The following is a 23,953-nucleotide window of genomic DNA, read 5'->3' as shown; positions in this document are numbered from 1 at the left end:
AAAGGGCCTGCAATGCAGGCCCTTGTTCATTTGGCGACGCTTACGGCTTGTGTGCCCGCGACAGAAACTCGTGGGACTGCATCTCCAGCAACCGGCTGAGGGTTCGCTGGAACTCGAACGTCAGGCGTCCACCGGTGTACAGATCCTTGAGTTCAACCTCGGCAGAGATGATCAGCTTGACGTTACGGTCATAGAACTCGTCGACCATATTGATAAAGCGCCGGGCAATGTCGTCGGTGGTCACGCTCATCTGCTCCACGCCACTGAGCAGCACCGCATGGAAGATCTTGCCCAGTTCGATGTAATCGTTCTGGCTGCGGGGACCGTCGCACAGCTCGCGGAAATCGAACCAGGCCACATCATCACAGGTACGCAGGGCACGAATTTCGCGGTTCTCGATGATCAACACATCGTTTTCCACCGCCTGAGTGCATTCAGGGGTCAGCGCCCGGAAGCTCTTGCGCAGGCTTTCGTGAGCCGCTTCATTCAGGGGGTAATGAAACAGCTCGGCCTGTTCCAGATGCCGCAGACGGTAGTCGACACCGCTGTCGACGTTGACGATCTCGGTGTTCTGCTTGATCAGGGCAATGGCCGGCAGGAAGCGCGCACGCTGCAAGCCATCCTTGTACAGGCCGTCCGGAACGATGTTCGAGGTGGCGACCAGGGTCACGCCATTCTTGAACAGCTCTTCCATCAGGGTGCCGAGGATCATCGCATCGGTAATGTCGGAGACGAAGAACTCGTCGAAGCAGATCACCCGCGCCTCTTGGGAGAAGCGTTTGGCGATGATGGTCAGCGGATTCTTCTCGCCGCCCAGGGTCTTCATCTCTTCGTGGACACGCTTCATAAAGCGGTGAAAGTGCGTGCGAACCTTTTCCTTGAACGGCAGGGCCTCGAAGAAGGTATCCACCAGATAGGTCTTGCCGCGCCCCACTCCCCCCCAGAAATACAGGCCCTTGACCGGCACCTGATCCTTCTTGCCGAACAGCTTGCCGAGCAGTCCCGGCTTGTTTTGCTCGGCTGCAATCAGATCGTCGTACAGACGCTGCAGATGACGCACAGCGGTTTCCTGTGCCGCGTCATGAAAGAAGTCCGGGCGTTTCAGATCTGCTTGGTATCGTTCTAGGGGCGTCATAATTCGTTAGCAAGGCAACAAAAACGGGCCGTCACTTTAGCGACGGCCCTGGGGAATGGCAATCAGCCCTTGGTCGGGAAGATTCCGATTAGTCCTGCGCCGGGGTCAGCGCAATCCGCAGCGCATCTATTGCAGCATCACGCGCGGCAGCGTCGGCGAACTCAGGGCTGTCAGCCACACAGGCACCATCGAGCCAGACGCTGAAGCTGCCGGCTTCGCTGCGCAGATCCAGCGCCTGCCCGGACTGCAGCTGTTTGCTCACCACACCGGCCGCCTTGCCATCGGCGAAATGGCGCGACAGCAGCAACTGCTCGCCATCGGCAGACAGCAGGCGGAAACGGAAACTGCCATCGTCTTCACGGAAGCTGATGAAGCGCGCAGCCTTGGCGGCCTTTTTCTTGGTCGTGGCGGCAACCTGCACCTGGCTGGCAAAGGAGCGCAGGCCTACGGCCTCACGCAACTCGGCGAGGAACGGCGTGGCCACGGCACGGGCCTTGACGGCGCCGGCACGCAGAATGTCTTCCAGGTCCGACGGGCGAGCGATCAGTTGGTGGTAACGCTCGCGGGCTTCGCCCAGCTCGGCGTCCAGCAATTGGAACAGGCGGTTCTTGGCTTCTCCCCAACCCAGGCCCTGAAGCAATTCCGCGCGGAACTCGGCAGCCTGCGCAGGGGTGGAGAAGGCCTGGAACAGGGTGAACAAATGAGCGTTGTCCGGATCCTTGGCCTCGCCCGGCGCCTTGGAGTCAGTGACGATCCGCGAGATCGCGTCCTTCATCTCCTTGGCGCTGGTGAACAACGGAATGGTGTTGTCGTAGCTCTTGGACATCTTGCGGCCATCGAGACCTGGCAAGGTGGCAACGCTTTCCTCGATCAGCGCCTCGGGCATGGTGAAGAACTCCTTGCCCTGGCCGAACAGGTGGTTGAAGCGCTGGCCGATATCACGGGCCATCTCCACGTGCTGGATCTGATCCCTGCCCACCGGCACCTTGTGAGCGTTGAACATCAGGATGTCCGCGGCCATCAGCACCGGGTAGCTGTACAACCCCATGGTAATGCCGGCGTCCGGGTCTTCACCGGCTTCCAGGTTCTTGTCCACCGAAGCCTTGTAGGCATGCGCGCGATTGAGCAGCCCCTTGGCCGCGACGCAAGTCAGCAACCAGGTCAGTTCCGGGATTTCCGGAATGTCCGACTGGCGATAGAAAGTCACGCGCTCCACATCCAGGCCACCGGCCAACCAGGTGGCCGCAATCTCCTGACGCGAACGCTGGATGCGCAACGGGTCGTCGCACTTGATCAGCGCGTGGTAGTCGGCCAGAAAGTAGAAGGAGTCGGCATTGCTGTCGCGACTGGCAAGGATCGCCGGGCGAATCGCGCCGGCATAGTTGCCCAGGTGCGGGGTGCCGGTGGTGGTGATGCCGGTGAGGATACGCGTACGAGTAGTCATGGGTAATCGCTTATCAGACTGCTATCAATTCGAAAGTCGCGGCAGCACCAGATCCTTGAGATCGGTGAGCTTGCCATGAAAAAAGTGTCCGCATTCTGCCACTTTCAGCAGCTCATGGGGGCGAACAAGCGCGTCGGACCAGTCGTAGACCGCCTGCGGGTCGATGACTTCATCGGTTTCCGGCTGGATCAGGGTCAGCGGGCAGTTCTCCGGCAACTGATCGCTGTCCCGCAGCCGGGTCACCGCCGCCGCCACCATGAACAGATGCTTGAGCCGCACGCCCTGGGCTTCCAGGCGTCCACCCAGGCTGGCGGCGACGAAGCCTCCGAAGGAAAAACCCAGCAGCGTCAATGGCAATCCCGGGTGCCGGGCCAGCAACCACTGAGCGGCGGCCTGGGCGTCATCGACTTCGCCACTGCCCATGTCGTGACTGCCCTCACTGGCGCCCACGCCCCGATAGTTGAAGCGCAAGGTAGTCAGCCCGGCATCCCGCGCGGTGCGCTGCAAGGTGGACACCACCTTGTTGAGCATGGTGCCACCCTGCACCGGATTGGGGTGACAGATCAGCGCCACGCCGCGAGCGTCGGGCACCTCCAGATACAGGGCTTCCAGTTGGCCCACAGGGCCGTCAATCACTACAGGGGTTTCACGCATTAGCAAGGAAGGAACTCCGTGACCTCGAAGGGGGTCGACTCGTCTAGCAAATGGTCTGTGCCAATCTATTGCGAGTGAATCGCGGTATACAGCGCAGGTTCGAGCCGTTAACGTAAAGCAAAGCCGTTTATAGAGGAAGGACTCGTGGAACACTCGCTCTTAGTTTGGTTGTTGCCGACTCTTGCCCTGGTCGCGGGTGTCGCCATTGGATTCCTGGTTGCTCGCCTGCTGCCCAATGCCGCGCCTAACCGCACGCAGCGTCAGTTGGACGATATTCAGGAACGTTTCGACAATTATCAGAACGAAGTGGTCACCCACTTCAACAGCACCGCCACCCTGGTGAAAAAGCTCACCCAGAGCTATCAGGAAGTGCAGGACCATCTCGCCGAGGGCGCCAACCGTCTGGCCCTGGACGAACTGACCCGCCAACGCCTGCTGGCCGCCCTGCACTCGGAGTCGGTGCAGGCTCCTCGTGAACGCCTGACACCACCGCGGGACCAGGAGCCGCCACGGGACTACGCGCCAAAGACGCCGAATGCCCCCGGCATGCTCGACGAGCATTACGGCCTGAAGAAGTAATACGCCTCAGCCATTAAAAAGCCCGCCCGATTTGCATCGGGCGGGCTTTTTTGTGCCTGGGGTTCAGCCAGTTTGCTCTTAGTACTGCTGACCTTGCTGCTGGTAAGGCTGCTGGTACTGCTGGTTCGGCTGTTGATACTGCTGACCCGGAATCGCCTTGAGGTTGACCTCTACCCGACGGTTCTGCGCACGACCATTGACGTCGGCGTTGCTGGCGATCGGGTTGTCCGGGCCGGCACCGCGAGCGGACAGGTTGGCACTGCTCACGCCCTGGGACGTCAGGTAGGTCGCGACGCTCTGGGCACGACGCTGGGACAGGTCCATGTTGTGCTGGCGGCTGCCGGTGCTGTCGGTGTAGCCGACGATCTCGATCTGGTTCTGGTTGAACTCGCGCAGGGAGTTGGCCAGGTTGTTCAGCGGCTGATAGAAGCTGGGAGCGATGTTCGCCGAGTCGGTGGCGAAGGTGATGTTGCCGGGCATGATCAGCTTGATCTGATCACCCTGACGCTGCACTTCAACCCCGGTATTGGCCATGCTGGCGCGCAGTTTCTTCTCCTGCTGGTCGGCGTAGTAACCGTAACCGGCAGCAGACGCACCCACCACGGCGGCACCGATCAGCGCCCCCTTGCCACGGTTGTTGTGGTCGATGGCGGCACCGGCCAAAGCACCGGCCAGGGCACCCAGGCCACCGTATTTTGCAGTTTTGCTCATGCCCGACGAGCCGCCGTCGGCCTGCCCCTGATTGTCATAGGGGTTAGGCGAAGCGCAGCCGGACAACAAGGCCACAGCAGTAGCGACAACAATCAAACGACGCGAGGTGAACATGGAAAGCTCCTACTTTTTGCATTCTGTGGTGCAGCGGACGTTGGCAACAGACCTGTGCTGGCGTTGGAACACGCGAAACGGCAAAAATTCCGTGAACAACAGAGCAAATCCTCAGGCTCTCACGAACGGATTCTGACGCATTTCATCCCCCAGGCGGGTGTCTGGACCGTGCCCGGCCACCACTGTGGCGTCTTCGTCGAGGGTATACAGACGCTGCTTGATCGAACGCACCAGGGTGGCTTGATCGCCGCCCCACAAGTCCGTGCGTCCGACGCCGCGCTTGAACAGTGTGTCGCCGGCAATCAGAAGCTTAGCTTCAGAAAACCAAAAGCTCATGGAACCCGGGGTATGCCCGGGGGTATGCAAGGCTACGCCGCATCCACAAGCCAACTCTTCCTCGTGATCCAGCCAGCGGTCCGGTGACGGCACCGGGGTAAAGGGCACGCCGAACATGCTGCATTGCATCTCCAGGTTGTCCCAGAGGAACTGATCGTCCTTGTGCAGATGCAAGGTGGCGCCGGTCTTTTCCTTCATCTGCCCCGAGGCCAGGAAATGGTCCAGATGAGCATGGGTATGAATGATGCTCACCACCTTCAGCCCCAGGACCTCGAGGCGAGCCATGATCAAGTCCGGATTGCCGCCCGGATCGACCACAATGGCTTTCTTGGTCAGCAGGTCGCCGATGATGGTGCAGTTGCACTGCAACGGACCGACGGGGAAGGTCTCGCGGATCAGGCTGGGGGTAACGGCGCTCATGGCAAGGCTCCAGAAAAAACGATCGGCCATTCTGGCACAGCTCGCCGCCCCTGCTGACTCAGAACCTCAGTTGCAGCGTCTCTTCGCCTTCCAGCGCCAGCAGATACCGCTTGGCCTGCAGCCCACCGGCAAAACCGGTCAGGCTTCCCGAAGCGCCGATCACTCGATGACAGGGAGCAACAATCGAAATCGGGTTCCGGCCATTGGCCGCCCCTACTGCCCGTAACGCCTTGGGGTGGCCGATCTGTCGGGCGATCTGGCCATAGCTGCGGGTTTCACCGAATGGAATGGTCAACAGCGCCTGCCAGACCTGGCACTGGAACTCGGTGCCGGCAAAATCCAGCTCCAGCTCGAAACGCTCACGGCTACCGGCAAAGTACTCTTGCAACTGACGCTCGGTTTCCCGCAACAGCGGATGATCGGCCGCTTCCTGCAATGGCCCGAGACGAACCCGATTCTGCCGTTCATGCTCCCAGAGAATCGCCGCCAACTTGCTGCCTCTGGCGACCAGGGTCAGTTGGCCAACAGGGGACGCCATCAATTTGAATACGCAGGACATCTCAGCTCTCCTTCAGTCCGCCAGTGGAGTCGGGCGGGCCTGTCACGCTTGCCGCACCGTTCTCTCGATAGCCTGCACTGTAAAGGGAGATTCAAGCGCAAGAACCACGTTTCTTGCGTTTGAATCTCATGGCGCATGACTCCGCGCACCGAGCCTGCCCGAGGCTAGTCGTCCTCATCCACCAGGTAACAATTGTCACTGCTGCTGCGATGTCCATGGGGATCGACGATGAAGGCTCCGCGGCCCTGGCCGCATTCGAGCAAGCGCACCGGCGCCAGCTCGCGCTGACTGTCGATCTGCGCGTTCAGGCGCACGATATACACCCCAAGGGAAATCGACACACAAAGAATCAGCACCAGACACCCCACCAACTGATCGGTGTAACGGGCGCCGGAGTCATCAGAAAGCACTGGCGACATAACCCGCCCCTATTGGCGCCTTGCCTTGCCCAATCACCAGCCAACTCAATGGACCACCCTGCCCCAGGCGCACCAGAGGCCCCCTGGAGGGCAATACACAGGCCATCAGGACCAGGACAATCATGAGCAGCAAGATACCTTTGACCACTGAAGACACGTTCATGGCAGATAGCGCTCCGGATGAGTTGATCCCCAGCTTAGGCCGGGCCGGGTTAACACTGGGTAAACATCGGTAGAACCCCATCCGACTCCGCTATCCTTCCTCCCCTGAGCGCCAAGGGTCCAGGGGGACATACCCGTGCATATCAACCTGCTGCTGGTCGAGGACAACCTCGATCTGGCCAATACCGTCATCGAATACCTGGAAATCAGCGGCATCGTCTGCGACCACGCCAGCAACGGCCAGACCGGTCTTAACCTGGCTCTGGGCCAGCACTACGACGTGATACTCCTCGACATCATGCTGCCGCGACTGGACGGCCAGCAGCTGTGCCAACAATTGCGCCAGCAAGGCAGCCAGACGCCGATCCTGATGCTCACTTCACTGGACGCTCTTTCCGACAAGCTCGCCAGCTTTGCCGCCGGGGCCGACGACTACCTGGTCAAACCCTTCGAGCTGGCGGAACTGGTAGCCCGCATCCGCGCCCTGAGCATGCGCCGCAGCGGTCAGGCCAGCCGCCTGCAAGTGGCCGACCTGGTCATGGAGCTGTCCACCCGCAAGGTCAGCCGCGCGGGCCAGGAACTGCACCTGTCGCCCATTTGCTGGACCTTGCTGGAATGCCTGATGCGCGCCAGCCCGGAACCCGTGACCCGGGAGCGCCTGGAAGCGACCATCTGGGGCGATGAACCGCCGGACAGCAATACCCTCAAGGTGCACATGCACCGGCTGCGCAAGACCGTGGACAAATCCTTCGGCCAACCGCTGATCCACACCATCCCCGGAATTGGCATACAGATGAGGTCACATGCGTAACGGTCTGGGTCTGAAATGGGTGATCAGTGGCAGCTTCCTGCTGCTGATCGGCGTCGTCTTGCTGATCTACAGCCTGCTGCTGCCCGAATACAGCGTGCGTGGCCTGCTCTACACCGCCAGCGCCATGATGGAAGAAGAAGCCCAGTACTTCGCCAGGCACTACAAGAAGGATCCGAACACCCCACCGCCGCACAACTACTTCTATACCAGCGTGATCGGCAAGGAAGCCCTACCGGAGAAAATCCGTCAGCTACTGGACACTCCGCCCAGCCTGTCCTTCGGCGCGCTGCAGGCCTTCGGCGACCTGGACTCCGATGACGAGGATGAAGGGCGGGCGGTCCTGGCCCAGCCCCTCAGCGACGGCAAGACCCTGTACATGTTCGACGTCGACCACGACAAGGAAGAAGGCGGCGAAGTGGAGACGCCACTGTCCGACGCCTACATCGAGCGCCAGTTGCGCGGCGTCAACCTCATCAGCCTGGCGGTGTTCGTCCCGGCGCTGATCATCATTGTCCTGCTGGTCTGGTGGCTGGTAAGGCCCCTGGAGCGCCTGGCCCAATGGTCCTCGACCCTCAAGGATGCGGACGCGGTGTCCGGCCAGCGGCCTAATTTCGGTTTCAAGGAGTTCAACGTGCTCGCCGATGCCCTGGCCCAAAGCGTGCAGCAGGTGCAGGCCGCCAGCCTGCGCGAAGGCCGCCTGCTGCGCTACACCAGCCATGAACTGCGTACCCCACTGGCGGTGCTCAAGGCCAATATCGAACTGCTGACCCTGCAATCCGGCGGTGTCCTGCCGCCACCCCTGCAACGCATCGAGCGCTCGGTATTGAACATGCAGCGCATCGCCGAAACCTTGCTGTGGATGAGCCGGGAACTGCCGGAACCCTTGCCCGAGGAGCCCATCGACATGAGCGGCCTGGTCACCGAACTGATCGAGGAACACCGCTACCTGATCGGCACACGGGATATCGAGTTGCTGCTGGACATCAGCAGTACCCCTTGCCGCCTGCCCCTCACCGCCTGCCGCATCGTGGTGGGCAACTTCCTGCGCAATGCCTTGCAATATGCCGATGAAGGCAGCGTCGAGATCCATTTCGACTATCCACAACTGCGTATCGTCAACCGCATTCGGGAGACCAAGCAGCTGGAGCCGTCCAACGACTTTGGCTATGGCCTGGGTCTGGAACTGATGCGGCAACTCAGTGCCCGGCTCGGCTGGCGCATTGAAGTGCTGACGGAACAGCAACTCTTCACGGTGACCCTGGACTTCAACGCCGCCCCACCCGCCGAGGAACTGCCTGCACCACAGAGCGCTCCCGAGGCGCAGAGTTGAACACCGCCGTCCTGGTCGAGCTCGGTGAAGGCCAGGAAATTCCTGCTCACAAGCGATGAAAAAACTGTCTAGACCCGGCCCTCTCCGACGACGCTTGTGAGTATCGTTGACGGACAAAAAACCACGCCCGGGGGAGCTTGTCGGTGCATAACTTGCTTGCAGGAAGCGGACTGCATCTTTCGCACTGCACTCAAGAACCGGGTCCGAACGACCCCGCCCGCCCCCGCGCCAAGGCAAAGAACGAGGTTCGCTGTGGCCACCTACAATCTGCGTCAACTCAAGTACTTCATCACCACCGTCGAGTGCGGCAGCGTTGCCGAGGCGTCGCGCAAGCTGTATATCGCCCAACCGTCGATCTCCACTGCCATCAAGGGCCTGGAGGACAGCTTCGGTGTGCAGTTGCTGATTCGTCATCACGCCTTGGGCGTGTCCCTGACCCCAAGCGGTGCACGCTTCTATCGCAAGGCCCAGGAACTGCTGCGCATGGCCAAGGAGTTCGAACAGAACGCCCTGGCCGACAATGATGTGGTGTCCGGACAGATCGACATCGGCTGCTTTGAAACCGTGGCTCCGCTGTACCTGCCGCAGTTGATCGCCGGTTTCAGCGCGCTCTATCCCGGCGTGGAGATTCGCATCCGCGACGGCGAGCAACAGGAACTGGTGCAAGGCCTGACCGGGGGCGCCTTCGACCTGGTGATCCTGTATGAACATGAGTTGGACGGCACCATCGAAACCGAGCCGCTGATGCCGGCGCAACGCCCCTATGTGCTGCTGCCGGCCGATCATCGCTACGCCCAGCAAGCCCAGGTTTCACTGCGCGACCTGAGCCTGGAACCGATGATCCTGCTGGATGTGCAACCCAGCCGGACCTACTTTGTCAGCCTGTTCGAGGAGTTGGGGCTCACCCCGCAGATCGCCTTCAGCTCGCCCTCCATCGAGATGGTGCGGGGCATGGTCGGCCAGGGCTTCGGCTTTTCGATCCTGGTGACCCGCCCCCACTCCCAGTGCTCCTACGACGGCAAGCCGGTGGTGTGCGTGGATATCGTCGAGGACGTGACCGGCTCAGGCCTGGTCGCCGCCTGGCTCAAGCGTGGCCAGTTGACCAAGCCGGCGCGCCTGTTTGCCGACTACTGCAAGGAACACCTGGCCCGTTGAGCGCACCTTGCCGCCGACTCGCCCCTCGCCCGGGCGCCTAGCCCAGCAGCCCCAGCTCCTGGGCCCGGGCCACTGCCTGGGTACGGCGCTCCACCCCCAGCTTGCTGTTGATATGGCTGGCATGGGTCTTGACCGTGTGCAGGGAGATGAACAGTCGCTCACTGATCTCCTGATTGGAACAACCCTGAGCGATCAGTTGCAGCACCGACAACTCCCTGGAACTCAAGGATTCGCTGGGGACCGCCGTTTCGGGAAGCTCCCGGGGTGCGGCGGGCAAACGCTCCAGCAGCGCCTGAGTCAAGGCGGTCGGTGCGCCCTGCTGCAACTGCTCGCGCATCCAGCCGGGATGCTGCGCAATCAGCCCCTCGAAAGGCTGCAATGCGCCCCCGACAGCGGCCTCCAGGGCCTGGAGCAAATCCTGGCGGGCCTCGGGGCCACGCCCGAGCCCCAGCAACAACTGAGCCTTCTGGGTCAGGGCCATCACGCTCAACAATTGCCGGCCGCTCTGCCGACCATGCTCCACCAGCCGCCGCAAACGCTGCTCGGCCCTGGCAGCGTCGCCCTTGATGGTGTCCAGCCGGGCCTGCTGCAGCTCGATATGCAACGGCAGTTGCGGGTGAAACTCAGGCGGTGCCGCCGCCTGTTCGCCGGTGTAGGTCTGGCCCAGGCGGCCAAGCCAGGCCTCGGCCAGGTCGGTGCGTCCCTGAGCCAGCCACAGCTCGCATTTCACCAGGGTGATCATTGCCAGGTAGTAGATCGGCGGCACGTCCCAGATGTGCATCAGGCGCTCGGCTTCGGCGAGTTCGGCAAAGGCTCGGGCAAACTCGCCTCGCAGCCCCTCCTGCTTGGCGATCACGCAGTGGGCGATCAACACGCTGATATCGCGACAGGCCCGGGCCTCCACCAGCCCGGCCTGCAGACGCAGCAGACCGGTTTCAGGCTGGGCCCGCAGCGTCAACAGATAGCCTTCATACAGGGTCAGCCGGGCCCGCACCGCGTACAGTCGCTGAGCCGACAGCCCCTGCAGCCGGCGCAGCCCCTGGTGCACCTCCTCCTGCGCTCTGAGCACCTCGCCCCGCGCCTGCAGGACCCGGGCCCGATCGTAATGGGCCAGGGCCTCGAACAGCGGATTGCCGACCCGCTGCGCCAGCTCCAGGGATTCGCGATTGAGACTGCGGGCGCGCCACAGATCGGCGTCGGTAATCGCCAGGTTGGACAGGGTCGACAGGCACATCAGGCGTTGCCCGTAACGCTTGTGCGGCAGGCTCTCAAGAGCTTCACCACAATAGGCCAGGGTTCTTTCCCGCTGCCCGCGACCACGGGCGATGATCCCGCTCAGGGCCAGCCATTGCGCCAGCATCGACTTCTGCGCGGTGGCCGAAGGCGCCGGCAAGAAACGACTCAAGTGATCGGCCAGCTCTTCCGCGGCATCCAGTTGGCAGGCCAGGCCCAGGGCCCAGCTGTAAAGCACGATCAGGCGCGGCGTGCTGATCAACAGGCTGTCGGGCAGGTCCATCTTCCAGCGCAGCAGCATGCCGACATTCTGCTCCGCCAGCAGTTGCTCCTCCGACAGGTTCTGCACCAGGTTGGCCGCCACATCCAGGTGCCCGGCACGCAGCGCCTGCTCCACGGCTTCATCCAGCAGCCCCTGGGCATTGAACCAGCGACAGGCCCGCAGATGCAGAGTGGCGGCCGGCACCAGGGCATTGGCCGTGGGGCGGGTGCGCAACAGATCGGAAAACAGGTGGTGATAGCGATACCAGTGCCCGTGTTCGTCCAGCGGCACCAGAAACACCTGGTGAGCCTGCAGAAACCCGAGGATTTCCGCGCTGTCATGGGCCTCGCGCAGGGCATCGCAGAGTTCGGCGCAAAAACGCTCCTGGGGCGCCGTGTCATAGAGGAACGCCTGGACCTCGGCGGGCAGACAGTCGATCACTTCCTCCAGTAGGTAGTCACGGATCAGCCCCTCGCCCCCATGCAGCCCCTGGGGCAAGGTGCCCAGCGCACCGGCCTCGGACGCCGCCAGCAGCCAGAAACGCAGCCCGGCAACCCAGCCCTCGCTGCGCTGGATCAGGCTTTCCAGAGCCTCGCCACGCAAGGCGCTGCTGTGCCGATCCAACAGGCTCAGGGACTCGTCATGGGTCAGGCGCAAATCCTGTTCATTGAGTTCCAGCAACTGTCGCGACAGCCGCAGCCGCGCCAGATGCCAGTCCGGGCGCTGGCGACTGGTGACCAGCACCACCAGGCCATCGGGCAGGTGATTGAGAAAAAACTGCAGGCAGCGATCCAGCACCGGCCCCTGGGCCAGGTGGTAGTCATCCAGCACCAGGAGCAGCGGCGAGCTACCGGACAGGTGCTGCGCCAACTCGTCCAGCAGGCCGTCGAGCCACTCTTCAAAGGCGAAGGGCTGATGGCGCTGGCGCATTTTCAACAGCCCGAGAGACTGCCGGCCCAGTTGGGGAAAATACTGCTGCAAGCCTGCCAGCAGACGCTCGAGGAAGCGTCCGGGATCGCTGTCCCGACGGCTCAACCCCAGCCACAAGCTCTGCCAGTTTCCCGGCAAGCCCTGGCAGAACTCCACCGCCAACGAGCTCTTGCCGAATCCGGCCGGCGCGCTGACCAACAACAACCGCCCCTTCAACCCGGCGCTCAAGCGTTCGCAAAGACGCGGCCGCTGCACGTATCCCTCGGGCAGAGGGGGTCGATAGAAACGCCCTTCCAACGCGGGAATCACCGCGCTGGCAGACCGTTGAAGGGAGGACAGCTCAGTCATGGCCAACTCTTGTTGATGTAGGGTTGTCGGCGTAGCAGATGCCCGCAGACTAGCGGTAAAAAGCGACCTGTTGAAGATTTTTGCGACCATTCGGGTAAAAAAGACTATGTCCAAATGGGTCAGATATATCTGACTGATCAGTCGATATTTCAGTTATTTATTAAGCAACTTACTAATTCACTTGGAGAAAACCAGCCTAGCCCACCTGGATTGATGTGCACTTCCCCAAGGGCAAGATTTTTCAGGCAAAAAAAAGCCCCGAACCGGTCGGGGCAATTTCCGAGGATGCGGCCTCTATTTGCAGCGGATCAGCGAACCCCGTCCTGACGCAGGGCGGCTGGGGTGAAATCGCTGGTGGTCGCGGTGAAGCCGAAGTCGTACGCCTGCTTCTCTTCGTTCTTCATGCCCAGCGCCAGGTAGCGGCCGGACTGCAGGTCGTAGAGGGTTTCCAGGGCGTACCACGGCACTTGCTTGTCGTAGTAGTTCTCGGCATGGGCCTCGGCCACGCGCCACAGTTGGCCACGGCCGTCGTAGTGGTCGATCACCGCCGCCTGCCAGGTGTCCTCGTCGATGTAGAAGTCACGCTTGGCGTAGATGTGGCGCTGGCCTTCCTTCAGGGTCGCGACCACATGCCAGACCCGACGCAGCTCGTAGCGAGCCAGATCCTGGTTGATGTGCCCGGCCTTGATGATGTCGGCGTACTTCAGGCTCGGCGAATCGAGCTTGTAGCTGTCGGAGGCAATGTACATCTCCTTCTTGCCTTCCAGCTTCCAGTCGTAGCGATCCGGAGCACCGTTGTACATGTCCAGGTTGTCCGAGGTGCGCAGGCCGTCGGCGGCGGTACCCGGGCCGTCATAGGACACTTGCGGGGCACGACGCACACGCCGCTGACCCGCGTTGTAGACCCAGGCCGAACGCGGTTCCTTCACCTGGTCGAGGGTTTCGTGAACCAGCAGCACACCACCGGCCAGACGCGCCGGGGCGGTCACTTTCTGCTTGAAGTAGAACAGGATGTTGCCCGGGTTTTTCGGGTCGTAGTCCTTCATCTTGTCGCGGAACACGAACTGGTCCTGGAAGTACACCAGGCTGTAGGAGCCGTTGGCCTGTGGCGTGGCCTGGGTCACCAGGCGGGTCACGCTGCCACCGCGATAGCGGGTGATGTGGTTCCAGATCACTTCCACCCCGCTTTTCGGGATCGGGAACGGAATCGCGGTTTCGAAGTTCTCCAGGCCGTTGCCGCCGGACACCAGGTTGGTTTTGGTGGCGTTGCGCTTGATCGCGGCGAACACGTCAGCCGGCACGGTAGCCCCGCGATGGGACGGGTAGACCGGCATCTTGAAGGTTTCCGGGTAGCGCTTGAACATCGCGTACTGCCCCGGTGCCAGCTTGTCCTTGTACTGCTCGACATTCTGCGCGGTGATGGTGAACAGCGGTTGCTCGCTGCCGTACGGGTTGGACAGGAAACCCTTGCTGTCCACGGTGCCGGCATTGGTCGCCAGCGGCTTCCAGGCCGGAATGGTGCCGGCGGCGTTGCCGGCCATTTCCGCGCCCATCGGCGTCAGGCTGGTGCCCAGCTTGGCGGCTTCATCGGCCGAGACCGCGGCCATGACCCCGGTGGCCAGCAGTGACAGTCCCAGCACACCGACGTGCAACAGACTCTTGGTGATGTTCATAGTGTCGTTCTTCCTGAAAATGCAGTGTGCTTAGAAGTTCACGCCAACGCTCAAGGCGAGGAAGTCCCGGTCATCCACGGTGCTGAAGTCGCCACCAAAGAAGTTGGTGTAGGCCAGGCTCGCGGTGTAGGTGTTCTGGTACTCGGCATCCAACCCCAGGCTGATGGCCTTGCGACCTTCCTCGAAGTTGCCGCCAGGACCTGGCGAGTAACCCTTGACGTCATGGGACCAGGCCACGTTGGGCTTGAGGTTCACACCGGCGAACACATCCGGGTATTCCCAGATGGCCCGGCCGCGGTAGCCCCAGGAAGTGGCGGTGGTGAAGCCGTCGTTGTTGCAGTTGGTGGTGCGATTGCTGGCATCAGTGCCCGCCCCGGCTCCGGCGATGGTGTTGCCGTTGAGGGTGGCGCAGAAACCGTTCGGCAAGGTGCCAGGCCCGAAGACCGGATCGCGGCCATATCGAGCTTTAGTCTTGCTTTCCAGGCCGCCGACATAAGTCATACCGACTTCACCCACCAGCGTGAGGCGGCTGGCGCCCATGACCTGATCGAAGAAGTGCGTGAAGGTGGTCTGGAGCTGGGTAATTTCCTTGCGGTTATAGCCGTGCAGGTCCTGCCCGGGCGTGCCTTTCAAGACGGATGCGTTGCCAAAGCCGGTAATGGGCGTCACGCCGGCGAACAGGATGTCGGTGGAGTTCAGCTGGACCGGAGCATTGGGGCGATAGCTCAGTTCGCCACTCCAGGCCGTGCCGGTAGGCAAGGTGGTGGAGAAGCTAAGGCCGTACAGACGGATGTCTTCCGGATACTCGACGAAGTAGTTGGAGTTGCCTGCCACGATCAGCGGCCTGGCGCTGGCCAACGGCCCCAACGGCATCGTGTAGTAGCGCGACGCAGCGCCCTGAGCACTGAAGATCGGCGCGCGACTGTGGTAATTCATGAAGTAGGCGCCGAACTCGGTATCCAGCGGCTCGTAGTTGTAGCGAAAGGCCACGCCGAACTGGCCACTGTCGCGGGCGTCACGATCGGCGCCACGACGAACCAGAACACCTTCGTTGTTAACGTCCACCCCCAGGGCGTTCAGGGTCGGGAACGCTGCCGGGTTGATGGTCGAGCGCTTGTTCAGCACCCGCAGGTTGTTGTCGCAACCGTCGGAAATGATGTCCGGCTGCGAGAAGAAGGTGCCGCAGTTATCGGTAACGGTCTGGTCCCACTCCAACTGGTAGAAGGCTTCGGCCGAGAGGTTCTCGGTAAGGGCCTGGGAGATGTAGAACATGTTGACCGGAATCAGGCCTTCCTTGATCTCGGCACCTGGGCGACGGAACGCCGATACGTCGATGGGGTTGATCGAGTTGATACCGCCACCGATGAAGGTACTTTCACCCCAGCTCACGACTTGCTTGCCGAAACGCACCGAACCCGGCTCATCGGCGATGGAGTAGTTGTGGTAGATAAAAGCATCGAGGATCTGCCCGCCGGAGGACTTGGCGCCTTCCTTGCGGTTGTTGTCGCTGATGTTCTTGAAGTCCAGGTCTTCGTCTTTGAGCTTGAAGTCATACCAGTACTTGCCACGGACAAACACACCGGTATCGCCGTACTTCAACTCCAGGTCATGGATGCCCTTGAAGATCTTCGAAAAGGTCTGGCCCTTGTTGAAGTTCAAGTGACCATCGTCAGAGGTCTGGGACAGGCCCTTGCCGCCGTTATTGACCCCGATCAGGTTCTTGTTGCGCTCGGCGGTGGACCAACTGGCCCCCAGGGAAAGAGACGAATCGAAGCTGCCTTCGATTTCACCGATGTTGAAGCTGACGCCGAATGCCGGCCCGGCGAGCGTGGAGGCGAGACCGACGGCCAGGGGCAGTTTTGCCCGGCGCCAGAACTGGTTTGCTGATGTCATCGACGCTACTCCATGTGCATTATTGTTATGGCAGTACGCTCTTCTGAAGACGCTGCGGATACCGGGTCGAGCAACACCGCCCCAGGCCCGAAGTTGCGTGGCGCGAGCACCCCACAATGCTCCGTACTTCAGAAAAATCCGTGAGCGGACTATATCCAGCGGGGATTACTGCTTGATCCCTCTAAAGTGTGATTTGCAACCACCCACCGCGCTGGAACAACCCTTTGCCAAAACCGTTGAAAGACGGCGCGGTAAGAATGGCTGAAAATCTCGCGAGCACAAGACAAAGGCTTGCCGGGTAGGCATGCCGTGCCCGGGCGGGCACGGCAGAGGACGCTCAAAGCGTGGAGAGGAAGGTGCTGTTACTGGCTTGCCATTCGCTGATGTCGACACGGATGCGCTTCTTGTCGAGCTTGCCCACGCTGGTCTTGGGAATTTCAGTAACAAGGGCAATCTGACTGGGAATCGCCCACTTGCTCAGGTGCCCCAGTTCCACGAACGGCTTCAGATGTTCCTTGAGCTCGCGGGCGCCAATGGCATGACCTTCGCGGATCACCAGCAGGGCGAACGGGCGCTCGCCCCACTGCGGATCGGCGATGCCCACCACTGCTACTTCACGTACCGCCGCGTGACGACTGATGAGGTCTTCCAGGTCCAGGGACGAGATCCACTCGCCCCCGGTCTTGATCACGTCTTTGATCCGGTCACGGATGTCGATCACCCCCATGCTGTCCAGGGTCGCCACGTCACCGGTGTGCAGCCAGCCGCCGTCCCAGAGTTCGGCGCCCTTCTGCGGTTCGTTGAAATAGCCCTCGGTCAACCAGGGCGCGCGCAGCACCAGCTCGCCCTGGGACTCGCCGTCCGCCGGCAGGAACTTGCCCTCGGCATCGATGATCGCCGCCTCCACCAGCGGGCCCGGCACCCCGGCCTTGATCCGGTAGGTGGTGCGTTCGTCTTCGCTGCCCGCCATCAGCTCGTCATTGAGGTGAGCGCAGGACACCAGCGGACCGGTTTCCGACATGCCATAGGCGGCGGTCAGCTGGATGCCCCGGGCCTTGGCCGCCTCGTACAGCGCACGGTTCAGCGCGCTGCCGCCGATGACGATCTTCCAACCGCCGAAATCGGTGCCCTGGGCCGCCTTGGCGTTGAGCACCATCTGCAGGATGGTCGGCACGCAATGGGAGAAAGTGACCTTTTCCCGACGCCACAACTCCACCAGGTACTCCGGATCGTAGCGTCCCGGGTAGACCTGCTTGAGCCCGAGCATGGTGGCCACATAGGGCAGGCCCCAGGCGTGCACGTGGAACATCGGGGTAATGGGCATGTACACGTCGTTGGTGCCCAGCAGCCGCACACTGTCAATGCAGCCCATGATGGTGGACACCCCCATGGTGTGCAGCACCAGCTGCCGGTGGGTGAAATACACGCCCTTGGGATTGCCGGTGGTGCCGGTGGTGTAGAAGGTGGTGGCCACCGAATTCTCGTCGAAATCCTCAAAGTTGTACTGGGGACTGGCGGCCGCCAGCAATGTCTCGTACTCCCCCACCAGGTTCGGCAGCTCGGCGGTTTTCTCCGGCGCATCGGTAAGCAGCAGGGTTTTCTCCACCGTGGTCAGGTGCCCGGCGATGGCCTGGTACAGACCGACGAACTCGCTGTTGACCAGCACGAAGCGGTCTTCGGCGTGGTTCATGGTGTAGAGGATCTGCTCCGGCGACAGGCGCACGTTGATGGTGTGGATCACCGCGCCAATCATCGGGATGGCGAACATGCACTCCAGGTAGCGATGGCTGTCCCAATCCATCACCGCCACGGTGTCGCCGGCCTTGACCCCGGCGGCGGTCAATACGTTGGCCAGGCGCGCCACGCGTTCGATCAGGGTCGGATAGGTATAGCGCAACTGATCGCGGTAGATGATCTCGCGGGTTTTCTCGTAACGACTGCCGGACATCAGCAGCCGCTTGATCAATAGCGGGTATTGATAGGCGCCTTCGGCGGGGGGGATAACACGAGTCTGCAACATAAGAATCCCTTTTTCTGACGGCTCGGTCGTAGCTGGAGAATACTCACTCTAGAGTTCCTGTGCGCCCGCTAAATCAGCCAAAGGGATGATTTGCAGAGCCGTACAAATACTAGCTCCAAGCCAGCATTGGTGCGGCTCTGCGTGAGATCAAGCGCTCTGTCCCACCGCCGCTTCGGCCGGCGTCCGGGGAAACGCCAGCGCGGCGGCAAAAGTCAGCGCGGCAAACCCGGCGAGGATCAGATACAGGCCGCTCAACCCCTGGCGCGGCTCCACCAGGGCAATCAACGGAATGGCCGTGGCGCTGGCACCGAACGACAGGCAGTAACGCAAGGCGAAGACCCGCGACTGCCACTGCGGCGCGACGAAGTTGGCGACCATGGCGTCATTCACCGTGACCTGGCCAAACACCACGAACATGAAGGCCGCCCCCAGCAGGATCACACTCCAGCCCTCGCTGTGGGCCATGGCCAACAGCAGTGGCGCCTGAAACAGGGTCAAGACGATAAAAGGCCACTTCAGGCTGAAGCGATGCAATACCCGGCCAATGGTCAACTGCGCCACCGCACCGAAGGCATAGGCCAGGCTGACCACCAGGCCCAGGGTCTGCGGCGAGGTGAACAGCTCGTGCAGGCGCTCCTGAAACAGCTTGGGGTAGGTCATGGTGGTGGCGTTGAACACCACCCCGCCGGTGGCCGTGGCCAGGGCCAGGACACCGAACACCAGGAACATGGAGATCTGCTGCCCGCCCTTGCCCTTCAAGCCGACGTGGGGCCGTACCGGCACCGGTTCGTCACGCACCTGCCAGGCAAAGCCGATCCCCAGCAGGATCGCCACCGCCCCCGGCAGGATAAAAGCCGAACGCCAGCCGAACCGAGCCACGAGAAAACCGGTGATCAGCGCCGAAAACGCCACGCCGAGATTGCCCCACATACCGTTGATGCCGATCTCCCGCCCACGATTCTGTGCATAGGCCACCAGCATGGCCGTGCCCACCGGGTGGTAGATCGCAGCGAATACCCCCATCAGGGTCAGGCCGATCACCAACAGGGTCGGGCTGTTGCTCAGGCCGGTGAGGATCGACGCCGCGCCCATGCCGAAGAAGAACAGCAACATCATCTGTCGTCGGCTCCAGTGGTCCCCCAGCCAGCCGGCGGGTAGCGAACAGGCGCCAAAGGCGATGAAACCGCCCAGGGACAGGCCGATCAGCGCGGCATAGTCCAGGGCAAAGGCCTGGGTCATGCCCAGCACGGCGGCGGGAAAGATCAGCATGAACATGTGATCGATGACATGGGCAGCGTTGACGTAGCGGATAACGTTTCGAGCTTGATTCATGGCGGCACACAAGGTTGGTGGTGGTGTCGCCTATGCTAAGTTGGCTGTTTACAGCATTCCTGACAACAAAGTCATTGGATCGGACATGTTAATCAGCCACTTCCACCACGGCCCGGTGAGCGCCTATCCCCGCGACTATCCCGATGCCGCCCACCAGCAATCCCATCGCCATCGCGAAGCGCAGTTTCTCTACGCCGCCTGCGGCACCATGCGCGTGGTCACCGCCCAGGGCGCCTGGGTCATTCCGCCAACCCGCGCGGTGTGGATTCCGCCCCTGGTGGAACATGAAATCTTCATGGTCGGCGAGGTCCGCATGCGCTCCTTGTTCATTGCCGCGCATCTGTCTCCGCCGTCCTTGCAACAGTGCTGTGTGCTGGCGGTGACACCCCTGCTGCGGGAGCTGATCCTGCGAGCGGTGCAAGGACCGGAGCAGGCGGAAAATCCGCTGATCCAGCAACTGATGCTGGAAGAGATCGCCGGCCTGGAAAACCTGCCCCTGCACATTCCCATGCCCCAGGACCGGCGCCTGCAGAGCATCTGCCGAACCCTGCTGCAGACCCCGGACCATCCCCACACCCTGGAAGACTGGGCGCAGCAGGTCGGCGCCAGTTCGCGAACCCTGGCGCGGCTGTTTCAACAGCAGGTGCGGATGAATTTCAATGCCTGGCGCCAGCAACTGCGCCTGATGGAAGCCCTGCCACGCCTGCTCGCCGGGGAAAGCGTGCACAGCGTGGCCGACTCGTTGGGATACGGCAGCGCCCGGGCCTTCAGCGCGATGTTCTGCCGCTTGCTGGGGGATACGCCACGGCATTACGTGGCGACCCTGAACCAGCTCAGCGCACTCAATGCATCTCGGTGAAGGCCAGTTTCACGCCGATGGCGATCAGCACCGCGCCCATGGTGCGGTCGAACCAATGGCCCATGCGGGCGAAGCCGGCACGAACCCGCTGCTGGCTGAACAGCAGCGCCACCAGGCAGAACCAGAGCGCGGTCGCCACCGCCAGGTACACCCCGTAACCGGCCTGGATCGCCAGGGGCGTGTGCGGGTTGATCACAACCGTGAACAGCGAGAGGAAGAACAGGGTCGCCTTGGGATTCAGGCCATTGGTGACAAAACCCGAGGTGAAGGCTCCGCGGGCGGTCCGCACCCCGGCTTCCTTGTGCAGATCGTCCGCCGCCGGCTTGACCGGTTGGGCGCGCAGGGCCTTGAAGCCGATGTACAGCAAGTAGGCGGCCGCCAGCCACTTCAGGGCGTTGAACAGCACGATGGATTGGGAAACGATCAGGCCGATCCCCAGCAGTGAGTAACCCACGTGCAGGAAGATCGCGCAGCCCACGCCCAGAGCGGTCCAGGTGCCGGCTCGACGGCCGTGGGTCACGCTTTCGCGCACCACCACGGCGAAATCCGGGCCGGGGCTGGCCACCGCCAGCAAGTGGATCAGGGCAACGGTCAAGAACTCGGTGAGGTACATGCAGGCTCCTGTGTATGTCTAATTATTTCATCTGTTAGGCTCGGCAGATTACGCCTTAGATCCCCCGTGCAAAAGGTACAGTTCATGACCAACAATCGCCGCGCCGTCTTTCTCGATCACAGCTCGCTGGACCTGGGCGACCTGGACCTGAGTGCGCTGCACGACTGTTTCAGCCCCCTGCAAGTGCATGCCCACACCCGCGCGGAGCAGGTGATCGAGCGCCTGCAAGGCGCCCAGGTGGTCATCAGCAACAAGGTCGCTCTGAGTGCCGAAACCCTGGCGGCCTGCCCCGATCTGCAACTGATCCTGGTGGCCGCCACCGGCACCAACAATGTCGATCTGAACGCGGCCCGCCAGCAGGGCATCCGGGTCAGCAACTGCCAGGGCTACGGCACGCCATCGGTGGCCCAGCACACCCTGATGCTGCTGCTCAATCTCGCCACTCGGGTGGCCGACTACCAAGAGGCCGTGGCCGCCGGCCGCTGGCAGCAGGCCAAGCAGTTCTGCCTGCTGGACTTCCCCATCATCGAACTCGCGGGCAAGACCCTCGGCCTGCTGGGCAACGGCGAACTGGGCAGCGCCGTGGCGCGCCTGGCCGAAGCCTTTGGCATGCGCGTGGTCTTGGGGCAGATACCCGGACGCCCGGCTCGAGCGGACCGCCTGCCGCTGGAGGAACTGCTGCCACAAGTGGATGCCCTGACCCTGCACTGCCCACTCAACGAACACACCCGGAACTTTATCGGTGCCCGGGAGCTGGCCCTGCTCAAGCCCGGCGCCCTGGTGGTCAACACCGCTCGCGGCGGCCTGATCGACGAACAGGCCCTGGCCGATGCACTGCGCAGCGGCCATCTGGGCGGCGCGGCCACCGACGTGCTGAGCGTCGAACCGCCGGTGGCCGGCAACCCCCTGCTGGCCCGTGATATCCCGCGCCTGATCGTGACCCCGCACAACGCCTGGGGCAGCCGCGAAGCCCGCCAGCGGATCGTCGGCCAACTGACGGAAAATGCCCGAGCCTTCTTCAGTGGCACCCCGCTGCGGGTCGTGAGTTGATAAACTTCGCCACTTTTTTCGGGGGCGACCATGGACACACGCAGCGAAGTACTGTTACGCCAGGCTCAGTTGTTTCAAGGCTCACTGCTGCTGGCCGGCCTGGCCGCGGATGATCTGCTGGGCCGCCTGCCCAACGCCCGGGGCTGGAGCTGGCACGCCGGCGACCACGCGGCCCTGGAGGCACGCTTTCCCGGGCGCTGCCACTTCGGCGTAGCCGCGCCGACCGAGGCCTTCGACAGCGCCGTGCTGTTTCTGCCCAAATCCAAGGACCTGACCGACTACCTGCTCAATGCCCTGGCCTCGCGCCTGGCCGGGCGCGAGCTGTACCTGGTGGGCGAGAAGCGCAGCGGCGTGGAAAGCGCCGCCAAGCAACTCAACCCCTTCGGCAAACCGCGCAAGCTCGACAGCGCGCGCCACTGCCAACTGTGGCAGGTCACGGTCGCCAACGCTCCCGAACCGGTGGCGCTGGAGAGCCTGGCCCAGGAATACCTACTGCCCCTGGCCGAAGGTCCATTGACGGTGGTCAGCCTGCCGGGAGTGTTCAGCCATGGGCGCCTGGATCGCGGCACCGCATTACTGCTGGAGCATCTGGATCACCTGCCCGCCGGTCATCTGCTGGACTTCGGCTGTGGCGCCGGGGTCCTGGGCGCCACGGTGAAGCGCCGTTACCCGGACAACCGCGTGACCCTGCTGGATGTGGACGCCTTTGCCGCCGCCAGCAGTCGCCTGACCCTGGCCGCCAACGGTCTGCAAGCCGAGGTGCTGACCGGTGATGGCATCGACGCCGCGCCCATGGAATTGAACAGCATCCTGACCAATCCGCCCTTCCATACCGGGGTTCACACCGACTACCAGGCAACAGAAAACCTGCTGCGAAAAGCGAGTAAACATCTGCAAAAAGGCGGCGAACTACGGGTAGTCGCCAACAGCTTCCTGCGCTACCAACCCCTGATCGAAGAGCACCTCGGGCCGTGCGCGATCAAAGCCGAAGGCCAGGGTTTCCGGATTTACCGGGCCAAGCGCGGCTGAGACGGTTTTTCGCAAACAAGGCTTGCCGAATGGATTTTGCCTAGGCAGAATCCGCTCCGTCCTAGGGGAGTAGTCTCCCACGAGCGCCACGCTCGTCCGGCATGCGTCAACATACTTGGTCCTCAGACCATGGCGCATGCGACCCAAGAGTCCGCACAGACGGACCGCAGGGTTTGACAAGACCTATGACACGCACACCTTACCCGGGGCGGGAAGGCTGTACGTGTCATAGCCGTGTCGACCCGCCCCTTAGGAAAACCCTGATGATGCTGGATTCTCTCCTCGTTCCCACCGCAATCGTTGCCTTGGCCGAAATCGGCGACAAGACGCAGCTGCTTGCCCTGATTCTTGCCGCGCGCTTTCGCAAACCCTGGCCGATCATCGCCGGCATCGTCGCCGCAACCCTGGCCAACCACGCGGCCGCCGGTGCGGTAGGTGCCTGGTTCGGCAGCTTCTTCTCCGACGCAACCCTGCACTGGATTCTGGCCGCCAGCTTCACCGCCACTGCGCTGTGGACCCTGGTACCGGACAAGATGGATGACGACGAAGCCACCACCGCCCGCAAGTTCGGGCCGTTCCTGACCACCCTGATCGCCTTCTTCCTGGCGGAAATCGGTGACAAGACCCAGGTCGCCACCGTCATGCTGGCGGCGCAATACCCGGACCTGTGGCTGGTGATCATCGGCACCACCCTGGGCATGCTGATTGCCAACGTGCCGGTGGTCCTGGCGGGCAACTTCGCCGCGGACAAACTGCCCCTGACCCTGATTCGTCGCCTGGCGGCGTCGGCCTTCTTCATCCTCGCCGTGGTGGCGGTGTACAAGGCCATGCAGATCAGCGGCTGGCTGTAAACGAAATCGCCGGCAAACCGACTCCCACGCA

At 62.3% G+C, this 23,953-nt stretch carries 21 protein-coding genes and 1 riboswitch; of the genes, 8 read left to right on the top strand and 13 right to left on the bottom strand.

Annotation, left to right across the window (positions count from 1 at the left end):
• Positions 1-40: 40 nt before the first annotated feature.
• From zapE to L1O02_RS05635, 3 genes are all read right to left on the bottom strand, one after another.
• The gene (zapE, locus tag L1O02_RS05645) at positions 41-1,135 is read right to left on the bottom strand and encodes a cell division protein ZapE (protein WP_047306022.1); all 1,095 of its coding nucleotides are present in this window, start codon (positions 1,133-1,135) and stop codon (positions 41-43) included.
• Between the two features lie 88 nt (positions 1,136-1,223).
• The gene (locus tag L1O02_RS05640; RefSeq protein ID WP_060840978.1) at positions 1,224-2,579 is read right to left on the bottom strand and encodes a tryptophan--tRNA ligase; all 1,356 of its coding nucleotides are present in this window, start codon (positions 2,577-2,579) and stop codon (positions 1,224-1,226) included.
• 24 nt (positions 2,580-2,603) lie between these two features.
• Complete coding sequence (locus L1O02_RS05635; protein WP_108545227.1) at positions 2,604-3,233, bottom strand: alpha/beta fold hydrolase; 630 nt, start codon at positions 3,231-3,233, stop codon at positions 2,604-2,606.
• Positions 3,234-3,377: 144 nt separating this feature from the next.
• Between L1O02_RS05635 and L1O02_RS05630 the strand changes: the two genes are divergently transcribed.
• A complete protein-coding gene (locus L1O02_RS05630; RefSeq protein WP_060840980.1) occupies positions 3,378-3,812 on the top strand; it encodes a DUF1043 family protein in 435 nt (144 codons plus the stop codon).
• A gap of 78 nt (positions 3,813-3,890) precedes the next feature.
• Here the strand turns inward: L1O02_RS05630 and L1O02_RS05625 are convergent, their stop codons facing one another.
• The 4 genes from L1O02_RS05625 to L1O02_RS05610 form a co-directional block, all read right to left on the bottom strand.
• On the bottom strand, positions 3,891-4,637 hold the full coding sequence (locus L1O02_RS05625) for an OmpA family protein (RefSeq protein ID WP_047306025.1): 747 nt from the start codon (positions 4,635-4,637) through the stop codon (positions 3,891-3,893).
• Positions 4,638-4,748: 111 nt separating this feature from the next.
• A complete protein-coding gene (locus tag L1O02_RS05620) occupies positions 4,749-5,393 on the bottom strand; it encodes an MBL fold metallo-hydrolase (protein WP_108545226.1) in 645 nt (214 codons plus the stop codon).
• A gap of 58 nt (positions 5,394-5,451) precedes the next feature.
• Positions 5,452-5,952, bottom strand: coding sequence for a methylated-DNA--[protein]-cysteine S-methyltransferase (locus L1O02_RS05615; RefSeq protein WP_235759676.1), 501 nt, complete (start codon positions 5,950-5,952; stop codon positions 5,452-5,454).
• Positions 5,953-6,116: 164 nt separating this feature from the next.
• On the bottom strand, positions 6,117-6,371 hold the full coding sequence (locus L1O02_RS05610) for a hypothetical protein (RefSeq protein ID WP_060840983.1): 255 nt from the start codon (positions 6,369-6,371) through the stop codon (positions 6,117-6,119).
• A gap of 298 nt (positions 6,372-6,669) precedes the next feature.
• Here L1O02_RS05610 and L1O02_RS05605 point away from each other — a divergent pair, with 298 nt between their 5' ends.
• From L1O02_RS05605 to L1O02_RS05595, 3 genes are all read left to right on the top strand, one after another.
• The gene (locus tag L1O02_RS05605) at positions 6,670-7,344 is read left to right on the top strand and encodes a response regulator transcription factor (protein ID WP_060840984.1); all 675 of its coding nucleotides are present in this window, start codon (positions 6,670-6,672) and stop codon (positions 7,342-7,344) included.
• On the top strand, positions 7,337-8,674 hold the full coding sequence (locus tag L1O02_RS05600) for a HAMP domain-containing sensor histidine kinase (protein ID WP_108545225.1): 1,338 nt from the start codon (positions 7,337-7,339) through the stop codon (positions 8,672-8,674). The genes L1O02_RS05605 and L1O02_RS05600 overlap by 8 nt, the downstream gene beginning before the upstream one ends.
• 252 nt (positions 8,675-8,926) lie before the next feature.
• Positions 8,927-9,829, top strand: coding sequence for a LysR family transcriptional regulator (locus L1O02_RS05595; protein ID WP_060840986.1), 903 nt, complete (start codon positions 8,927-8,929; stop codon positions 9,827-9,829).
• Between the two features lie 37 nt (positions 9,830-9,866).
• On the opposite strand, the gene L1O02_RS05590 is transcribed toward L1O02_RS05595, so the two are convergent.
• The 5 genes from L1O02_RS05590 to L1O02_RS05570 all read right to left on the bottom strand — a co-directional run bounded on the left by L1O02_RS05590 (position 9,867) and on the right by L1O02_RS05570 (position 19,520).
• Positions 9,867-12,602, bottom strand: a complete 2,736-nt coding sequence (locus L1O02_RS05590) for a LuxR C-terminal-related transcriptional regulator (RefSeq protein WP_108545224.1) — start codon at positions 12,600-12,602, stop codon at positions 9,867-9,869.
• A gap of 308 nt (positions 12,603-12,910) precedes the next feature.
• Positions 12,911-14,275 carry a DUF1329 domain-containing protein gene (locus L1O02_RS05585; protein WP_060840988.1) on the bottom strand — a complete coding sequence of 455 codons (1,365 nt, stop codon included), beginning with the start codon at positions 14,273-14,275 and terminating at the stop codon, positions 12,911-12,913.
• A 30-nt stretch (positions 14,276-14,305) separates the two neighbouring features.
• Positions 14,306-16,168: a DUF1302 domain-containing protein gene (locus L1O02_RS05580; protein ID WP_060840989.1), complete on the bottom strand. Its 1,863-nt coding sequence runs from the start codon at positions 16,166-16,168 to the stop codon at positions 14,306-14,308.
• Between the two features lie 337 nt (positions 16,169-16,505).
• Positions 16,506-18,188 carry a fatty acid--CoA ligase gene (locus tag L1O02_RS05575; RefSeq protein ID WP_108545223.1) on the bottom strand — a complete coding sequence of 561 codons (1,683 nt, stop codon included), beginning with the start codon at positions 18,186-18,188 and terminating at the stop codon, positions 16,506-16,508.
• A gap of 147 nt (positions 18,189-18,335) precedes the next feature.
• Positions 18,336-19,520 carry an MFS transporter gene (locus L1O02_RS05570; protein ID WP_060840991.1) on the bottom strand — a complete coding sequence of 395 codons (1,185 nt, stop codon included), beginning with the start codon at positions 19,518-19,520 and terminating at the stop codon, positions 18,336-18,338.
• Positions 19,521-19,605: 85 nt separating this feature from the next.
• Between L1O02_RS05570 and L1O02_RS05565 the strand changes: the two genes are divergently transcribed.
• Complete coding sequence (locus tag L1O02_RS05565; protein ID WP_060840992.1) at positions 19,606-20,379, top strand: helix-turn-helix transcriptional regulator; 774 nt, start codon at positions 19,606-19,608, stop codon at positions 20,377-20,379.
• On the opposite strand, the gene L1O02_RS05560 is transcribed toward L1O02_RS05565, so the two are convergent.
• Positions 20,363-20,992 carry a LysE family transporter gene (locus L1O02_RS05560; protein ID WP_060840993.1) on the bottom strand — a complete coding sequence of 210 codons (630 nt, stop codon included), beginning with the start codon at positions 20,990-20,992 and terminating at the stop codon, positions 20,363-20,365. The two genes, L1O02_RS05565 and L1O02_RS05560, sit on opposite strands and share 17 nt — an antisense overlap.
• A gap of 84 nt (positions 20,993-21,076) precedes the next feature.
• Here L1O02_RS05560 and L1O02_RS05555 point away from each other — a divergent pair, with 84 nt between their 5' ends.
• The 3 genes from L1O02_RS05555 (at position 21,077) to L1O02_RS05545 (ending at position 23,922) form a co-directional block, all read left to right on the top strand.
• Positions 21,077-22,042, top strand: coding sequence for a 2-hydroxyacid dehydrogenase (locus L1O02_RS05555; RefSeq protein WP_060840994.1), 966 nt, complete (start codon positions 21,077-21,079; stop codon positions 22,040-22,042).
• A gap of 30 nt (positions 22,043-22,072) precedes the next feature.
• Positions 22,073-23,071: a class I SAM-dependent methyltransferase gene (locus tag L1O02_RS05550; RefSeq protein WP_108545222.1), complete on the top strand. Its 999-nt coding sequence runs from the start codon at positions 22,073-22,075 to the stop codon at positions 23,069-23,071.
• Positions 23,072-23,123: 52 nt separating this feature from the next.
• Positions 23,124-23,245, top strand: a riboswitch (yybP-ykoY riboswitch).
• A gap of 92 nt (positions 23,246-23,337) precedes the next feature.
• On the top strand, positions 23,338-23,922 hold the full coding sequence (locus L1O02_RS05545) for a TMEM165/GDT1 family protein (protein WP_042940848.1): 585 nt from the start codon (positions 23,338-23,340) through the stop codon (positions 23,920-23,922).
• The last annotated feature ends 31 nt before the right edge of the window (positions 23,923-23,953 follow it).

Origin of the sequence: Pseudomonas sp. BC42, from assembly GCF_021560055.1 — a bacterium.
Classification (GTDB): Bacteria; Pseudomonadota; Gammaproteobacteria; order Pseudomonadales; family Pseudomonadaceae; genus Aquipseudomonas.
Note: the sequence above shows the minus strand (reverse complement) of the source record. Positions and strands in the feature narration are given on the sequence as shown.

Excerpts from the sequence above, each read along its gene's own strand:
- zapE (WP_047306022.1), bottom strand. The coding sequence starts at position 1,135 with ATGACGCCCCTAGAACGATACCAAGCAGATCTGAAACGCCCGGACTTC.
- L1O02_RS05640 (WP_060840978.1), bottom strand. The coding sequence starts at position 2,579 with ATGACTACTCGTACGCGTATCCTCACCGGCATCACCACCACCGGCACC.
- L1O02_RS05635 (WP_108545227.1), bottom strand. The coding sequence starts at position 3,233 with ATGCGTGAAACCCCTGTAGTGATTGACGGCCCTGTGGGCCAACTGGAA.
- L1O02_RS05625 (WP_047306025.1), bottom strand. The coding sequence starts at position 4,637 with ATGTTCACCTCGCGTCGTTTGATTGTTGTCGCTACTGCTGTGGCCTTG.
- L1O02_RS05620 (WP_108545226.1), bottom strand. The coding sequence starts at position 5,393 with ATGAGCGCCGTTACCCCCAGCCTGATCCGCGAGACCTTCCCCGTCGGT.
- L1O02_RS05615 (WP_235759676.1), bottom strand. The coding sequence starts at position 5,952 with ATGTCCTGCGTATTCAAATTGATGGCGTCCCCTGTTGGCCAACTGACC.
- L1O02_RS05610 (WP_060840983.1), bottom strand. The coding sequence starts at position 6,371 with ATGTCGCCAGTGCTTTCTGATGACTCCGGCGCCCGTTACACCGATCAG.
- L1O02_RS05600 (WP_108545225.1), top strand. The coding sequence starts at position 7,337 with ATGCGTAACGGTCTGGGTCTGAAATGGGTGATCAGTGGCAGCTTCCTG.
- L1O02_RS05590 (WP_108545224.1), bottom strand. The coding sequence starts at position 12,602 with ATGACTGAGCTGTCCTCCCTTCAACGGTCTGCCAGCGCGGTGATTCCC.
- L1O02_RS05585 (WP_060840988.1), bottom strand. The coding sequence starts at position 14,275 with ATGAACATCACCAAGAGTCTGTTGCACGTCGGTGTGCTGGGACTGTCA.
- L1O02_RS05580 (WP_060840989.1), bottom strand. The coding sequence starts at position 16,168 with ATGACATCAGCAAACCAGTTCTGGCGCCGGGCAAAACTGCCCCTGGCC.
- L1O02_RS05575 (WP_108545223.1), bottom strand. The coding sequence starts at position 18,188 with ATGTTGCAGACTCGTGTTATCCCCCCCGCCGAAGGCGCCTATCAATAC.
- L1O02_RS05570 (WP_060840991.1), bottom strand. The coding sequence starts at position 19,520 with ATGAATCAAGCTCGAAACGTTATCCGCTACGTCAACGCTGCCCATGTC.
- L1O02_RS05565 (WP_060840992.1), top strand. The coding sequence starts at position 19,606 with ATGTTAATCAGCCACTTCCACCACGGCCCGGTGAGCGCCTATCCCCGC.
- L1O02_RS05560 (WP_060840993.1), bottom strand. The coding sequence starts at position 20,992 with ATGTACCTCACCGAGTTCTTGACCGTTGCCCTGATCCACTTGCTGGCG.
- L1O02_RS05555 (WP_060840994.1), top strand. The coding sequence starts at position 21,077 with ATGACCAACAATCGCCGCGCCGTCTTTCTCGATCACAGCTCGCTGGAC.
- L1O02_RS05550 (WP_108545222.1), top strand. The coding sequence starts at position 22,073 with ATGGACACACGCAGCGAAGTACTGTTACGCCAGGCTCAGTTGTTTCAA.
- L1O02_RS05545 (WP_042940848.1), top strand. The coding sequence starts at position 23,338 with ATGCTGGATTCTCTCCTCGTTCCCACCGCAATCGTTGCCTTGGCCGAA.